The organism is Novosphingobium capsulatum NBRC 12533, from assembly GCF_001598375.1.
GTDB lineage: Bacteria > Pseudomonadota > Alphaproteobacteria > Sphingomonadales > Sphingomonadaceae > Novosphingobium > Novosphingobium capsulatum.
The window spans coordinates 34797-50233 of record NZ_BCYV01000024.1; the positions used below are offsets into that span (position 1 = coordinate 34797).

Here is a 15437-nt window from a genome sequence, read left to right on the forward strand (position 1 = left end):
GGCAGCCTACCTATCTTATGACGATGGCCATGATCCCGCCCGAAATCGATAACTGGTTTGCCGGGCGTGGCTGGCGGGTGCGGCGGCACCAGGCCGACATGCTCGCGGCGGCTGACGCCGGGCAGCATGCGTTGCTGGTCGCTGATACCGGCGCGGGCAAGACGCTGGCTGGGTTCATGCCGACGCTGGCGGCGTTCTGCCCCTCGCGCCTGGGCGATGCGCCACCCCCTGACGGCCTGCACACGCTCTATATCTCGCCGCTGAAAGCGCTGGCGCACGATGTGCAGCGCAACCTGTTGACGCCGATCGCCGAAATGGGCCTCAACCTGCGGGTGGAAACGCGCAGTGGCGATACCCCGTCCGATCGCAAGGCGCGGCAGCGGGCCAAGCCACCGCATGTTCTGCTGACCACGCCCGAATCGCTGTCGCTGCTGCTGAGCTATCCCGAGGCGTCTGAAATCTTCGGCGGGCTGAAACGGGTGGTGATCGACGAGATCCATGCCTTTGCCACGGGCAAGCGCGGCGATCTGCTGGCGCTGGCCTTGGGGCGGTTGCAGGCGATCAGCCCCGATCTGCAACGCGCAGCGCTGTCGGCCACCGTGGCCGAGCCCGAAAGCTTTCGCGGCTGGCTGGCCCCCTGGGGCGAGATTGACACTGTTTCTCTGGTCGAGGGCGAAACCGGCGCCCCGCCCGAGGTGGAAATCCTGCTGCCGCAGGAAGAGCGCGTGCCGTGGGGCGGCCATGCCGCCGCCTGGGCCGTGCCGCAACTGATCGAGATGATCCGCGCCAACCGCGTCACGCTGGTGTTCACCAACACGCGCTTTCTGGCCGAATATATCTTTCAGCTGCTGTGGGATGCCAACGAGGGCAACCTGCCGATCGGCATCCACCACGGCTCGCTGTCGGCCGAGGCGCGGCGCAAGGTCGAAGGGGCAATGGCGCGCGGCGAGCTGCGCGCGCTGGTCTGCACCGCCAGCCTCGATCTGGGGGTGGACTGGGGCGATATCGACCTGGTCGTGCAGATGGGCGCGCCCAAGGGTTCCTCGCGCCTGCTGCAGCGCATCGGTCGTGCCAACCACCGGCTGGACCAGCCGAGCCGCGCGGTGCTGGTGCCGGGCAACCGCTTTGAATACCTGGAGGCGATGGCCGCGCGCGATGCCGTGCACGAGGGCCAGCGCGATGGCGAGGATTTCCGCCCCGGCGGGCTTGATGTTTTGGCCCAGCATGTGATGGGCTGTGCCTGTGCCGGCCCGTTCGAGGAAGCCGCGCTGCTGCAGGAGGTGCGCGCCTGCCTGCCCTATGCCTGGGTGGACGAGGCGGTGTTTGCCCGGGTGCTCGATTTCGTGGCGACCGGCGGCTATTCGCTGCGTGCCTATGATCGCTTTGCCCGGATCGTGCGCGACAAGGCCGGTACCTGGCGGCTGACGCACCCGGAACAGGCGGCGCGGCATCGCCTCAATGCCGGGATCATCGTCGATTCCGAAATGCTCGAGGTGCGCTTTCGCAACGGGCGCTCGCTGGGCAAAGTGGAAGAGCATTTCGGCGCGCAGCTGAGCCCGGGCGATACGTTCCGCTTTGCCGGGCTCGACCTGGAAGTGGAAGGTGTGCGCGATCTGGAACTGGTGGTGCGCGCGGCGAAAAAGGCCGGGCAGATCCCCAGCTATGGCGGCGCGCGCATGCCGCTGACCACGCATCTGTCCACCCGTGTGCAGGCGATGCTGGCCAACCGCGGCACCTGGGCGCGGTTTCCCGACGACGTGCGCGAATGGCTGGAAATGCAGGACTGGCGCAGCCGCCTGCCCGCGCCGGGCGAACTGCTGGTCGAAAGCTTTCCCTATCGCGGCCGTGCCTATAGCGTGTTCTACACGTTCGAGGGGTGGAACGCGAACCAGTCGCTGGGCATGCTGATCACCCGGCGCATGGAGGAACTGGGCCTGGCGCCGCTGGGCTTTGTCGCCAACGACTATGCCCTGGCAGTGTGGAGCCTGCGCCCGATCACCGATCCCGCGCCGCTGCTGTCGCCCGACATCCTCACCGACGAATTCGTCGACTGGGTGCAGAACTCGCACCTCTTGCGCCGGGCGTTCCGCGAAGTGGCGGTGATTTCCGGCCTGGTGGAGCGGCAGCATCCGGGCAAGCGCAAGAGCGGCAAGCAGGTAACCTTCTCCACCGACCTGATCTATGACGTGCTGCGCAAGTATGAGCCCGACCACGTGCTGATCGAGGCCGCCTGGGCCGATGCCCGCGCGCGCATGACCGATGTGGGCCGCCTGGCTGACCTGCTCGACCGTTCGGCGGCAGAACTGGTGCATGTGGAACTGGACCGGGTGACGCCGCTGGCCGTGCCGGTGCTGGTGATGATCGGGCGCGAAAGCGTGGCCCAGGGCGAGGCCGATGACGAACTGGTGATCGAGGCGGAAAGCCTGGGCGGGCTGGCGATGCGGGCGGATTAGCGTTTTTTACCCCTCCACCACCGGCTACGCCGGCGGTCCCCCTCCCCGTCGCTGCGCGACAGGGAGGATCTGATCCTCCCCATCGTGATGGGAGGGGGACCGCCCGCGCAGCAGGTGGTGGAGGGGGTAACCCAACAAAAAAGGCCGGAAGGTTTCCCTTCCGGCCCTTTTTTGTCAGCGGTTTGGCTGATCAGCCCTTGAGCACTTCGGCCAGGGTTTCGCCCAGCAGGCTCGGCGAGGGGGAGACGCGGATGCCCGCGGCTTCCATCGCGGCGATCTTGCTTTCCGCATCGCCCTTGCCGCCCGAGACGATCGCCCCGGCGTGGCCCATGCGGCGGCCCGGAGGAGCCGAGCGACCGGCGATGAAGCCGGCCATCGGCTTCTTGCGGCCACGCTTGGCTTCGTCGATCAGGAACTGCGCGGCCTGTTCTTCCGCGTCGCCACCGATTTCACCGATCATGATGATCGACTTGGTTTCATCGTCGGCCAGGAACAGTTCCAGCACGTCGATGAAGTTGGTGCCGTTGACCGGGTCGCCGCCGATGCCGACGGCCGTGGTCTGACCCAGGCCGATGTTCGAGGTCTGGAACACGGCTTCATAGGTGAGCGTGCCCGAGCGCGAGACCACGCCGACCGAGCCCTTTTTGAAGATCGAACCGGGCATGATGCCGATCTTGCATTCGTTGGGCGTCAGCACGCCGGGGCAGTTCGGGCCGATCAGGCGCGACTTGCTACCGGCCAGCGCGCGCTTGACGCGCACCATGTCGAGCACCGGGATGCCTTCGGTGATCGCCACGATCAGTTCCATTTCCGCGTCGATCGCTTCGAGGATCGAATCGGCAGCAAATGGCGGCGGCACGTAGATGCACGATGCGGTCGCGCCGGTGGCGTGCTTGGCTTCGGCCACGGTGTTGAAGTTGGGCAGCCCGATGTGGGTGGTGCCGCCCTTGCCCGGCGTCACGCCGCCGACCATCTGCGTGCCATAGGCCAGGGCCTGTTCCGTGTGGAACGTGCCGGTGGCACCGGTCATGCCCTGGGTGATGACCTTGGTGTTCTTGTTGACCAGAATGCTCATGGATCAGGCGACCTTCTGCACTTCGGCGACGATCTTCTTGGCAGCATCACCAAGGTCGTTGGCCGGAACGATGGGGAGACCGGAGTTGGCGAGGATGTCCTTGCCCGCTTGCACGTTGGTGCCTTCGAGGCGCACGACGAGCGGAACCTGCAGGTTCACTTCCTTGGCCGCGGCAACGATGCCTTCGGCGATGATGTCGCACTTCATGATGCCGCCGAAGATGTTGACGAGAATGCCCTTCACCGCCGGGTCCGACAGGATCAGCTTGAACGCGGCCGTCACCTTTTCCTTGTTGGCGCCACCGCCCACGTCGAGGAAGTTGGCCGGGAACATGCCGTTGAGCTTGATGATGTCCATCGTCGCCATGGCCAGGCCCGCGCCGTTGACCATGCAGCCGATGTCGCCATCGAGCTTGATGTAGGCCAGGTCATACTTGCTGGCTTCGATTTCGGCGGGGTCTTCCTCGGTTTCGTCCCGCAGCGCAACAACGTCGGGGTGACGATAGAGCGCGTTCGAGTCGAAGCTCATCTTGGTGTCGAGGACGAGCAGCTTGCCGTCCTTAGTTTCCACCAAGGGATTGATTTCGAGCATGTCGCAATCGAGCGCGACGAACGCGGTGTAGAGCTGCTGCGCGATCTTGGCGGCCTGCTTGTTGAGGTCACCCGACAGGTTCAGCGCAAAGCCAACGGCGCGGCCGTGGTGGGGCATGAAGCCCTGGGCCGGATCGATGGTGATCGTGGTGATCTTTTCCGGAGTCGCGTGGGCGACTTCTTCGATGTCCATCCCGCCTTCGGTCGAGACGATCAAGGCAACGCGGCCAGTGGCACGGTCAACCACCAGCGAAAGGTAGTATTCCTTAGCGATATCAACGCCATCGGTCACGTAGAGGCGGTTGACCTGCTTGCCCGCTTCACCGGTCTGCACGGTGACGAGGGTGTTGCCGAGCATTTCCTGAGCGAAGCTTTCGACTTCCTCGATGCTCTTGGCGAGGCGCACGCCGCCCTTGGCGTCGGCCGGCAGTTCCTTGAACTTGCCCTTGCCGCGGCCGCCGGCGTGGATCTGCGCCTTGACGACATAGAGCGGCCCGGGCAGCTGCTTGGCCGCAGCCACCGCTTCTTCGACCGTGAGGGCGGCGATGCCGGCAGGAATGCCGACGCCGAACTTGGCGAGCAGTTCCTTGGCCTGATATTCGTGGACGTTCATGCAGGATCCCCGCTTACGTATGAGTGAAGGGAGGGCGTAGCGCCGTGTTTTCCGCGCTGCCATAAGCACAGGTTTTCGCAGTTGCAAAGACCTTCATTGCGCGATTAATCTGCGCACTGTCGGAATCGCTAGCTGGCAGTGGCGCCGGGCAGCGTTCTTGCCCCCTCTTGCCAATCGGGAATCGTGCGCCCAAGGCTGGGCCAGGCATGATCGATCCCGTCACCCTTGCAACCATCGTCGAGGAAGCCGCCGCCAAGGCGCTGGCCCTGTGGCCGGGCCACGGCCATGCCCCCAGGATATGGGACAAGGGGCACAACGATCCGGTGTGCGAGGCCGATCTTGCGGTCGATTCCTTTCTGCACGACCAGCTTGGCGCCCTGCTGCCCGAGGCTGGATGGCTGTCGGAAGAATCTGCCGATGATCCTGCCCGGCTGGAGCGGGGGCTGTGCTGGGTGGTCGATCCGGTGGATGGCACCCGCGATTTCGTGCGCGGCCGGCCGGGCTGGGCAGTCTCTGTCGCGCTGGTTGCGGCGGGGCGCCCGATCGCGGCCATCCTTGCCGCGCCGGCGCGTGACGAGGTGTGGCTGGCGATGGCCGGGCAGGGCGCCACGCGCAATGGCGTGCCGCTGGTTGCCAGCCAGCGCATGGCGCTGAGCGGCGCGCGCATGCCGATGGACCTGCGGCCGCCGACCGAGGTGGACCTGGTCATGGTCGACAAGCCCAACTCGATCGCGCTGCGCATGGCCATGGTCGCGGCGGCCGAGGCGGATCTGCTGGCGACCTGGCGCTGGGGCTATGAGTGGGACATTGCCGCTGCCGCGCTGATCGCGCAGGAAGCCGGCGCCCTGGTGACCGACGCGCATGGCGCGGACCTCTTGTTCAACAAGCCCGATCCGCGCGCGTTCGGCGTGCTGGTCAGCGCACCGGCGATCCACGAAGCCGCCCGTGCGCTGGTTTCTCCCGCCACGTCCAAGGCCCTGCGCGGCTAGGCCGGGATCAGGCCTCGGCAAAATCCTCGGTGTCGATCGTGGCGCGGATCGTTTGGGCATAGCGGTGGCCGGCGACGGTCTGCTGGTTGATCAGCGCGTCGATCTCTGCCGTGACGGCGGCGGGGATCTGCCACTCCCAGCGCGCGATGTTTTCCTCGAGGTGGGCGATCTTGCCGGTGCCGGGAATAGCGACGATGTGATCGTCCTTGCCCAGCACCCAGGCCAGCGAGAGCTGTGCCGGGGTGACGCCCTCACGCGCGGCGATGGCGTTGAAGGCATCGACCAGCGCCAGGTTATGCACCCAGTTCTCGCCGACAAAGCGCGGCATGGCCTTGCGGATGTCGCCGTCTTCCAGGGCCTGCGGATCGCGCACGCCATTGGCCAGCACGCCGCGCGCAACCGGGGAAAACGCCACGAACGTGGTGCCCACCTCGCGGCAGGCGTCGAGCACGGCAATTTCTGCCTGGCGCGTCCACGGCGAATATTCGGTCTGCATCGCGGCAATGGGATGGACGGCGGCCGCGCGGCGCAGCGTATCGGCCGACATTTCAGAAAGGCCGATCGCGCCGATCTTCCCTTCCTTGATCAGGTCGGCCATCGCGCCCACCGAATCCTCGATCGGCACGGTGAAATCGCGGCGGTGCATGTAATAGAGATCGATGTGATCGGTCTGCAGCAGGGTCAGCGACTTTTCCAGCTCGGCGCGGATCGTGTTCGGGTGGCAATCGACCCCGCGCTTTTCGCCGCTGGCGAAGATGCCCATCTTGCTGGCAAGGAACACCTTGTCGCGCTTGCCCTTGAGCGCCTGGCCCACCAGCGTTTCGTTATGCCCCTGCCCATAGAGGCGCGCGGTATCGAAGTGATCATAGCCCACGTCGATCGCGCGGTGCAGCAAGGCAATACCGTCGGCGTCGGTCGGCCGCTCGCCATAGGCCCAGCTCAGCGACATGCAGCCCAGCCCGATCGGGTTCATGGCTTTGCCGGCCAGCGTGCGGAAGCGGTGCGAAGCGGTGGACATTGCGGTATCTCCTTGTTGGCGCGGGGAATGCCAGCCGATGGTGCGCTGCGTCAACCGGCATGAGGGGCAAACGAAAAGGGGCGCCATCCGGTCTGGATGGCGCCCCCTTTACAAGGGCCAAGGCCGTTGCGGCTTACTGGCCGCGGGCGCGGGCCACGTCGTCCTGCGTCACCGGCACAATCTTGATTTCCACGCGGCGGTTGGCGGCGCGGCCTTCCTCGGTGGCGTTGGAGGCGACCGGGCGGGTCTTGCCAAAGCCCTGTGCGCGGATACGGGCCGGGGCCACGCCACGCGACGACAGGTAATCAGCCACGGCCTGCGCACGGTTCTGCGACAGGGTCATGTTGTAGGCATCCGACCCGGTCGAATCGGTGTGGCCATAGACGTCGATCAGCGAGTTGGGATACTGCACCAGCGACTGGGCGACGCGGTCGAGCGTGTCGCGGAACGCGGGCTTGATCATCGTGCTGTCGGTGTCGAACGTCACGCCGTTGGGGAGGTTGACGAGGATCGCCTGGCCATTGTCGGTCGGCGTCACGTCGACGCCCGAGCCGGCGGTCTGTTCGCGCAGCTGCTTGATCTGCTTGTCCATGGTGTAACCCACGGCCGCGCCGGCGATGCCGCCGATGCCCGCGCCAACGATGCGGCCGGTGCCACCACCGATCAGGCCGCCGAGCAGCAGGCCACCCAGGGCGCCCGCGCCAGCACCGATCGCGGTGCGCGACACCTTCTGCTGGCCGGTGTTGGGATCGGTGACGCAGGCCGACAGGCTGACCAGCGACACGGCGCACATGCTGGAGACAAGCACCCGACTGAATTTCATGACAAATACCCCTTCTTTCATCCTCGGCCCCGGCAATTGTGCCCGCCAGGCCTCCCGACATGATCGGTAATTCGGACAAGCCCAATACACCAGCGCCGCCTGAATGGTTCCCGAATGCTGGCGGCAACCGTAGCCACACCGGAGGGACTTCGCGGCGCGGCGCAAATCTGCTAGGGGCCGTCTCGTGACCTCTTTTCCGTGGCCAGACGCCCTCGTGATCCTGGGCCTTGTCGTGCTCAACGGCCTGTTTTCCATGTCGGAACTGGCCATTGTCTCGGCACGGCCAGCCCGCCTCAAGGTTCTGGCCGAAGGCGGCAGCGGCGGCGCGAAAGTGGCGTTGGAACTGGCTGCCGATCCCGGAAAATTTTTGTCGACCGTGCAGATTGGGATCACCCTGGTGGGCATCGTCGCCGGTGCCTATTCCGGATCGAGCCTGGGCGGCCCGGTAGGAGAGCGGCTGGCCGCGCTGGGCGTGCCGGCGGCCTATGCCGCCGAGGCCGGCTTTGCCCTGGTCATTGCGGTGACCACCTACCTCAGCCTAGTGGTGGGCGAACTGGTGCCCAAGCAGCTGGCACTGAACGCGGCAGAGCCGATCGCCGTAGTCGCGGCCCGGCCGATGGTGGTGATGTCGCGCGTGACGGCGCCGTTCGTCTGGACGCTCAACCGCTCATCGGGCCTGATCCTGCGCCTGTTGGGCCTGGCCAAGGGCGGCGAACAGGAAGTGACGGCCGAGGAACTGCAGATGATCTTCGCCGAAGCTACCCGCTCTGGCGTGATCGAGGAGGAGGAGCGCGCGCTGATGGCCAGCGTGATGCGCCTGGCTGACCGCCCGGTGCGCGAGGTGATGACGCCGCGCATCGAACTGCACTGGATCGAGCAGGACGCACAGCCGGCCAACCTGGACGAGGCCATCGAAGACAGCCCGCATTCGCTGCTGCTGGTGGCCGATGGTTCGGTCGATCGCATTGTCGGCGTGGTCAAGGTGCGCGACATCCTGGCGGCGCGGCTGCGCGGGGTGGAGCCGGCGCTGGCCAGCCTGATGAAAAAGCCGGCGATCGTGCCCGATCGGCTCGATACCATGGACGCGCTGCGGGTGATCCAGCAGGCCGAAGTGGCCATGGCCCTGGTCCATGATGAATATGGCCATCTCGAGGGTATCGTCACCCCGGCCGATCTGCTGGCCGCGATTGCTGGCAATTTCGTGGCCCATGGCGATGAAGGCGATGCGCCGATGATCGTGGAGCGCGAGGATGGCTCGCTGCTGATCGCCGGCGCCTTGCCGGCCGATGCCATGGCCGATCGGCTGGGCATCGATCTGCCCGAAGACCGCGACTATGCCACGGCAGCAGGATTTGCCCTGTCCGTGCTGCGCAAGCTGCCCACCGAGGGCGAGCATTTTGCCGAGCAAGGCTGGCGCTTCGAAGTGGTCGACATGGATGGCCGCAAGATCGACAAGCTGCTGATCCAGCGCGCCAAGGCGGCCACCCCGCCGGTGGAACTCGACGGGTAAGAGCGAGGCATTGGCTGGCCGAACCGCCGCGTGGCAGGTTTGGGTCGTTTCGCCTTTCCAGCGTCACCCCGGCCTTCGAGCCGGGGTCCCGCTTTTTACCTTAACCGTATGTGCTTGGCGCAAAGAAAGCGGGACCCCGGATCATGTCCGGGGTGACGAAGGTCTATACGGCAAGGATTTGCAGGCACGGCCTAGAGCAGGCCGTGGGCCAGGAGATCGGCTTCGAGGGCAGTCGCACCTTGCGCAAAGTGGTGCGTGTGCCAGCCTAGCGCGCGGGCCGTGGCGATGTTGGCGGCATTGTCGTCGATGAACAGCATGGTTTCGGGGGCCTGGCCGAATCGGCGTGCCGCCAGCTCGAAAATTGCCGGATCGGGCTTGATCAGCCGTTCCGCCCCCGACACGACGATATCGCGGCAGTGATCGAGGATGGGGAAAGTCGGGCGGAACTGCGCCCAGGCGTCCACGCCGAAATTGGTGATCGCATATTGCGGAACGCCGCGCGCGGCCAGGCGGCGCACCAGATCGTGCGTGCCGGCCACCGGGCCGGGGATGCTTTCCAGCCAGTGACTGGCATAGCGGGCGATCAGCGTGGCATGCTGGGGAAATTCGGCACTGCGCGCGGCGACCATGGTGGACCAGGGCACGCCGGCATCGTGCTGCCCGTGCCATTCCTCGCTCACCACCTCGGCTACGAATCGGGCGCGCTCGGCCGGATCGGGAATGGCATCGCGATAGAGCAGCGCCAGATCCCATTCCACCAGCACGCGGCCCACGTCCCACACCACGATGGTCGGCCGGCTGATGACAGACTGATTCGGGGCTTGCGGCATCGCGCGGTTATCCGTGGGGAGGGGGCAGACAGACAGGGGCACAGGCGGGCGGCAGGCACAAACGAAACCAGCCCGCTTCCCGGACCGGGGCCGCAAGCAAGGCGGTTACCGGGCCGGGAAGCGGGCTGGCATCAGCGTTCCGTCGTGCCGGCGAGCGGCACAACGTTCACGCACGCCGGGCGATTAGCCCTGGCGCGCCTTGAAACGACGCTGGGTCTTGTTGATCACGTAGGTCCGGCCACGGCGGCGAATCACGCGGTTGTCCCGGTGACGGTCCTTGAGCGACTTCAGGCTGTTGCGAATCTTCATGGCTATTCCCTTTGCCCGAATCCGACCCGGGCGCGAAACTGAAGGTGCGCCGTTAGTGGCCCCCCTGTGGAAAGTCAACCGTGGCATGGCATATCGCGGTTGTGGGGATAAACCGGTCCGGGCATGGAGGGTTTCGCGCGCCGATGCGTTAAATCATATGGTTCAGCCGCGCGACAGCCGTTTTTCGGCACAGCTGCGGCCCTGTCGATGGGATTTCCTGCCATGCTCCGCCTTTCGCGCGCGCTCTTGCCGTTGTCTGCCACCGCCACGCTGGCGCCGATCCTGCTCGCCGTGGCGCCGGCCACTGCGCAGGCGCAAGGCTGGGGCGGCTGGGGTGGTGGCTATGGCCCCGGTTGGGGCGGGTATGGCGGCTTTGACGGCCCGCGCCGGGGACCCACGGCGGCCGAACCGTCGAGCCGCATCGACGTGACATCCTATCGCAGTGCCGATGCGCTGGCGCTGCTGGGCAAGGGCAGGATCGTGGTGGCTGGCGTCGATGCCCCGGCCGATGCGCTGGAACAGGGCGCCGATGAGCCGACGCCTGACAAGCTGCCGGTTTACGAGGCCGCAGTGGTCGATTCGCTGGTGGGCCATGGCTATGACACCCAGACGGTGAGTGATGCCGGGCAGATCGCGCAAGTGGCGGTCAGCCACCAGGTGGTGGTGCCTGAAGAGCAGAAGCATTCCCCGGTCAGCGGCGCGATGAGCACGACGGTGAGCAACTACGGCTCCGCCGTTTCGCTGGGCGTGGCTCTCGACTTTACCAAGCCGGCCAAGGCGATCGTGGCCACGCGCATGGACGTGCGCATCCGTGACAAGGCCAGCGGCCGCGTGCTGTGGGAAGGCCATGCCGAAGGGATGGCGCGCGAAGGCGAGGGCGGGCTGGACGACGGCAAGATGGCCGCACGCCTGGCCAAGGCGCTGTTTGCCCGCTTCCCCGAAGGCCAGGTGGTGGTGGCCGATGCCGCCGCGCCCGGTAATGGCGCCGCTGGCCTGGCGCCCGCCGGCGCTACCCCGGCTGAGGGCACCCCCTGAACTGCGCCATGATCTGCCCTGGCCGCCCTTGAGCAGGCCCGGTGCCATGCCTATCTCTCGAGCGGAACGATCCGCACCGAGCGGGCGCCTGAGGAAGGATGCAAAGGGTATGCGTAGGCTGGCTTTTGTGATGCTGATGGCCGCACCGCTGCCTGCCCTGGCAGCGCCGGTGCAGGTCACCCGCTTTACCACGCCCGAGATTACCGCCCGCCAAGGCCATGATGCCGTGACCGTGGTATCGGTTGGCGGTGGGCCGACGGCCGATCCGCAAAGCCTTGCTGACCAGCCCTGGCTGATGGCCGTGCAACGCGAAGTGGCGGGCCTGGGCTTTGGTGCTGCAACGCCCGGCGCTGCCGATATCGTGGCCGAAGTGCAGGTTTCGCGCGAGGCGCAGGTGCGTGGCGGCGGCAATGGCCCGGTCAGCCTGGGGCTGGGTGGCTCTACCGGCGGCTGGCACAGCGGGGTTGGCCTGGGGCTGGGGTTCAACATCGGCGGCGGCCCGCGCCGCGTCGATGCCACGTTCCTGCGCGTGGTGCTGCGCGATCGCGTCAGTGGCCAGCCGCTATGGGAAGGGCGCGCCGAAAACGCCGAAAAGACCGGCTCTGCCGCTGCATCGGCCGATGTTTTGGCGCCGCGCATGGCCCATGCGCTGTTTGCGGGCTTTCCCGGCAAGTCGGGTGACACTATCTCGGTCAAATGACGCAAGAAAATTCAGCCCCCGCCCCGATTCTAGTCAACGCCGCGTTCGATGCCGGCAATATCGAGGTGCTGGCCGTCGATGGCGCCCGCGCCACACTGGCCATCCGCCGCGACAACCAGTCCGAATTTGCCCAGTGGTTTTATTTCCGCGTCAGCGGCGTGGCCGGGCGCGAGCTGGACCTGGCGATTACCGGGCTTAACACCTCGGCCTATCCCGATGGCTGGCCCGGCTATTCCGCCTGCGTTTCCGAAGACCGCCAGGAATGGACGCGCGCGGCATCCGATTTCGACCGTGGTCGCGATGGCGGCACTCTGCATATCCGCCATCGCCCGGTGGGCGACCAGGTGTGGTTCGCCTATTTCGCGCCCTATTCACTGGAACGCCACAACGACCTAGTGAGCGAGGCTGCCGCCAGCCCGGGCGTGTCGCACCAGGTGCTGGGCCTGTCGCTCGACGGGCGGGCGATCGATTGCCTGACGCTGGGCACCGGTCCACGCCAGGTGTGGCTCTATGCCCGGCAGCATCCGGGCGAAACCATGGCGGAATGGTGGATGGAAGGGGCGCTGGAAATGCTCACCGATCCGGCCGACCCGCATGGCCGCGCGCTGCGCCAGGCCTGCACGTTCCACATCGTGCCCAATTGCAACCCCGATGGCAGCGCGCGCGGACACCTGCGCACCAATGCCATCGGCGTAAACCTCAACCGCGAATGGCACGAGCCGACCGCCGAGCGCGCGCCGGAAGTCCTGGCGATTCGCAACGCGATGGACGCCACCGGGGTGGACTTTGCCATGGACGTGCATGGTGACGAGGCGATCCCGGCGGTGTTCCTGGCCGGTTTTGAAGGCATTCCCGGCCTCATGCCCGCGCAGCTCGACGGATACCGGCGCTATCGCGCGATTCTCGATCGGCGCAGTCCCGATTTCCAGGTGCGCCGTGGCTATCCCGAAGCCCGGCCGGGGCAGGGCAACCTGGCGATGTCCACCAACCAGGTGGCGCAGCGCTTTGGCTGCGTGGCGATGACGCTGGAAATGCCGTTCAAGGACAATGCCGATCTGCCCGATCCGGTCTATGGCTGGAGCGCGGAACGCAGCAAGCTGCTGGCCCGCGAATGCCTGGCTTCGCTGTGGGAATGGCTGCAACCGCAAGAGGGTTAAGCGCGGATAGGTGCCTTCGGTTGGAGGGCGGGCAAGCCCGCCCTCTTTACGGCGCGTTAATTCCTTTGGCGCCATGACAGGGCATGGACCGCATCCTGCCCCTTTCCGCCCCCATGCGCCACGTTGGGCCTCTGGCCAGCCGCATGCTGCACGGCCGGGGAATCGCCACGTTGCCGGGCCGCGCCGGGCACGTGCTGGCCAGCGTGCCGGTCCTGGCCTGCGCCGCCGCGCTGATCTGCGCCGGCCGCGCGCTGCCGTTCTGAAGCAGACTTCCCCGCATTATTGCTGAGCACCGGGACGGCGCTGCCCCTCAGGCTGCGCCGCGCTGGCGTTGGCGTGCGCCCCAGGGGCGCTGCCGTTCCCATTCCGTGCAAAGCGCAAGCAGCGCATCGAGCGTCAGCGGCTTGCTGAACAGATAGCCCTGTGCGTGCTTGCAGCCGGCCTCCTGCAGCATGCGCCACTGGCTGGGCGTTTCCACGCCTTCGGCCACGCAACTCAGCCCAATGGTGTGGCAGAAGGTGATCACGGCGCGCGCGATGGTATCGCCATCGGTCCCGTCGAGCCCGGCGACGAAGCTGCGATCGATCTTGACCTTGTCGAGCGGCAGGCGCTGGACATAGCCGAGGCTGGAATAGCCGGTGCCGAAATCATCGAGTGCCACGTGGACGCCGATGTCGCGAAAGGCCTGCAAGGCCTGGGCCGCGGTTTCGGCATTGGCCATGACCGCGGTTTCGGTCACTTCCAGCCAGATGCGGCCCGGATCGATCCCGGTCCGCTCGATCTCGCGGCGGATGAAGGCGAGCGTGGTCGCCGAGGTCAGGTCGCAGGCGGAGATATTGAACGATACCGCGACATCGTCGGGCAGGTGCTGCGCGGCCTTGAGGCCCTTGCGGATCACCGCGCGGGTAATGCTGTGGATCGCGGTGGAGCGTTCGGCCACGGCAATGAAATCGGCGGCGGAAACCTCGCCCAGCACGGGGCTGGTCCAGCGCACCAGAACTTCCACCGCGCTCAGCTGGCCGCTTGCCAGTTCGATGATCGGCTGGAACACGATCGTCAGTTCGTCTTCCAGCGTGCTGCCCTGCAGCGCCACTTCGATCGCGCGATCGGCCCGCACGGCGGTTTCCAGCGCGGCGCTGAACACGCAGACGCCACCACCTTCGACATGCTTGGCATGATACAGCGCATAGTCGGCGCGATCGAACAGGTCGTCTGCCCCGGTGCCGGCCTGCGGGCAATGCGCCACGCCGAGCGATGCGCCGACATGGAGCACGATTTCCCCCACCTGCAATGGCGCGCGAATCTGCTGCAGCAAGCGCTCGCAGGTGCGCGTAAAGCCGGATACGTCCGGGTCGATCAGCCCGAATTCGTCACCACCCAGGCGATAGACCTGGGCCGATGGGCCGGCGGCATGGCGCAGGCGCGCGCCGATTTCTGCCAGCAGGCGATCGCCCACGTGATGGCCATAGGTATCGTTGATCGGCTTGAAGCGATCGAGATCGAGCACACCCACGGCAAACGGCATGCCGGCGTGGGTGGTGGTCCAGGCTTCGAGATCGGCATGGAAGCGGCGGCGGTTGGCCAGGCCGGTGAGTGCGTCTGTCAGGGCGAGGCGGCGGTTTTCCTCGTTCAGGCGCTGCAGTTCGGCGTGCTGCGCGGTGAGCAGCGTGCCGGCGCGGACCTGGCCTTCGAAATGGGCAAAGCTGTTGAATAGCACGCGCAGCAGTACGGCCAGGACCAGCGCCACGTTGATGCCGATCGTCACGAAGATCAGCTGCTGGCGCGCCAGGCACATGATGATGAATGCCGGCAGCACGGTGAGCGCCACCAGCAGCGCGGCCTGGGGCAGCACGATCAGGCAGAAGATGCAGCCGATCACCGTGGTGGAGATATAGAGCCCCACGTGCGCCTGCTCGAACGGGCCGCCATAGGGCGCCAGCGCCAGGGACCAGCCGACATAGGCAAGCGCCACCGGGCCAGATACGGCGGTGATCGCGCGCAACTGCCGCCGCGCCTGTTCCGCAGTGGGCACGCCCTTGCGGGCCTGGCGCAGCCAGTGGATCATGCGGAAGAAGGTGATGGCAAACAGCACGGCGGGCACGCTGATCGTCAGGACCGCCGGTGCCTGGTGGCGGTGGGTGATCGCCACGGCCAGCGAATTGATCAGCAGCAGGCCATAGAGCAGCGGCACCTGGCGTTGCAGGTTCACCGCCTGCGACACGGCCAGCGCGGGATCATCCCCGATTTCGGCGAACCAGCGAAATGGACGCGACGCGCGCAACAGCATTCTCCCCCAGTCGGTCGAATTCCTTCGCAAACCAGGATTATGCCTGCA

General features: G+C 66.5%; 14 protein-coding genes. 7 read left to right on the plus strand and 7 right to left on the minus strand.

The window, feature by feature from the left end; genetic code table 11:
• Nucleotides 1–17 precede the first annotated feature (17 nt).
• Entirely contained in the window at nt 18–2453 is a 2436-nt protein-coding gene (locus SCA01S_RS18825; RefSeq protein ID WP_062788191.1) for a ligase-associated DNA damage response DEXH box helicase, read from the plus strand.
• A gap of 190 nt (nt 2454–2643) precedes the next feature.
• Here the strand turns inward: SCA01S_RS18825 and sucD are convergent, their stop codons facing one another.
• Nucleotides 2644–3528, minus strand: a complete 885-nt coding sequence (gene sucD / locus SCA01S_RS18830) for a succinate--CoA ligase subunit alpha (RefSeq protein ID WP_054132605.1) — start codon at nt 3526–3528, stop codon at nt 2644–2646.
• A gap of 3 nt (nt 3529–3531) precedes the next feature.
• Complete coding sequence (sucC, locus tag SCA01S_RS18835; protein ID WP_022675717.1) at nt 3532–4731, minus strand: ADP-forming succinate--CoA ligase subunit beta; 1200 nt, start codon at nt 4729–4731, stop codon at nt 3532–3534.
• Nucleotides 4732–4937: 206 nt separating this feature from the next.
• Between sucC and SCA01S_RS18840 the strand changes: the two genes are divergently transcribed.
• The gene (locus SCA01S_RS18840; RefSeq protein WP_054132606.1) at nt 4938–5720 is read left to right on the plus strand and encodes an inositol monophosphatase family protein; all 783 of its coding nucleotides are present in this window, start codon (nt 4938–4940) and stop codon (nt 5718–5720) included.
• A gap of 7 nt (nt 5721–5727) precedes the next feature.
• Here SCA01S_RS18840 and SCA01S_RS18845 read toward each other — a convergent pair whose 3' ends face one another.
• Nucleotides 5728–6738 (minus strand): aldo/keto reductase, encoded by a 1011-nt coding sequence (locus SCA01S_RS18845; protein WP_062788209.1) that lies wholly within the window; start codon nt 6736–6738, stop codon nt 5728–5730.
• Between the two features lie 133 nt (nt 6739–6871).
• Entirely contained in the window at nt 6872–7561 is a 690-nt protein-coding gene (locus SCA01S_RS18850; RefSeq protein WP_022675720.1) for a YiaD family glycine zipper/OmpA-like lipoprotein, read from the minus strand.
• Nucleotides 7562–7745: 184 nt separating this feature from the next.
• On the opposite strand from SCA01S_RS18850, the gene SCA01S_RS18855 reads away from it, so the two are divergent.
• A complete protein-coding gene (locus SCA01S_RS18855; RefSeq protein WP_022675721.1) occupies nt 7746–9071 on the plus strand; it encodes a hemolysin family protein in 1326 nt (441 codons plus the stop codon).
• 191 nt (nt 9072–9262) lie between these two features.
• Here the strand turns inward: SCA01S_RS18855 and SCA01S_RS18860 are convergent, their stop codons facing one another.
• Nucleotides 9263–9901, minus strand: coding sequence for an HAD family hydrolase (locus tag SCA01S_RS18860; RefSeq protein WP_062788193.1), 639 nt, complete (start codon nt 9899–9901; stop codon nt 9263–9265).
• A 183-nt stretch (nt 9902–10084) separates the two neighbouring features.
• On the minus strand, nt 10085–10210 hold the full coding sequence (gene ykgO, locus SCA01S_RS18865; protein WP_008069451.1) for a type B 50S ribosomal protein L36: 126 nt from the start codon (nt 10208–10210) through the stop codon (nt 10085–10087).
• A 222-nt stretch (nt 10211–10432) separates the two neighbouring features.
• Between ykgO and SCA01S_RS18870 the strand changes: the two genes are divergently transcribed.
• The 4 genes from SCA01S_RS18870 (at nt 10433) to SCA01S_RS18885 (ending at nt 13365) form a co-directional block, all read left to right on the plus strand.
• Nucleotides 10433–11245 (plus strand): DUF4136 domain-containing protein, encoded by an 813-nt coding sequence (locus SCA01S_RS18870; RefSeq protein WP_174544813.1) that lies wholly within the window; start codon nt 10433–10435, stop codon nt 11243–11245.
• 109 nt (nt 11246–11354) lie between these two features.
• Nucleotides 11355–11945 carry a DUF4136 domain-containing protein gene (locus tag SCA01S_RS18875; protein ID WP_022675724.1) on the plus strand — a complete coding sequence of 197 codons (591 nt, stop codon included), beginning with the start codon at nt 11355–11357 and terminating at the stop codon, nt 11943–11945.
• On the plus strand, nt 11942–13102 hold the full coding sequence (locus SCA01S_RS18880) for a M14 family metallopeptidase (protein ID WP_062788195.1): 1161 nt from the start codon (nt 11942–11944) through the stop codon (nt 13100–13102). Before SCA01S_RS18875 ends, SCA01S_RS18880 begins: the two co-directional genes overlap by 4 nt.
• A gap of 83 nt (nt 13103–13185) precedes the next feature.
• Nucleotides 13186–13365 (plus strand): hypothetical protein, encoded by a 180-nt coding sequence (locus SCA01S_RS18885; protein ID WP_062788197.1) that lies wholly within the window; start codon nt 13186–13188, stop codon nt 13363–13365.
• Nucleotides 13366–13412: 47 nt separating this feature from the next.
• Here SCA01S_RS18885 and SCA01S_RS18890 read toward each other — a convergent pair whose 3' ends face one another.
• The gene (locus tag SCA01S_RS18890; protein WP_167542924.1) at nt 13413–15383 is read right to left on the minus strand and encodes a putative bifunctional diguanylate cyclase/phosphodiesterase; all 1971 of its coding nucleotides are present in this window, start codon (nt 15381–15383) and stop codon (nt 13413–13415) included.
• Nucleotides 15384–15437: the final 54 nt, after the last annotated feature.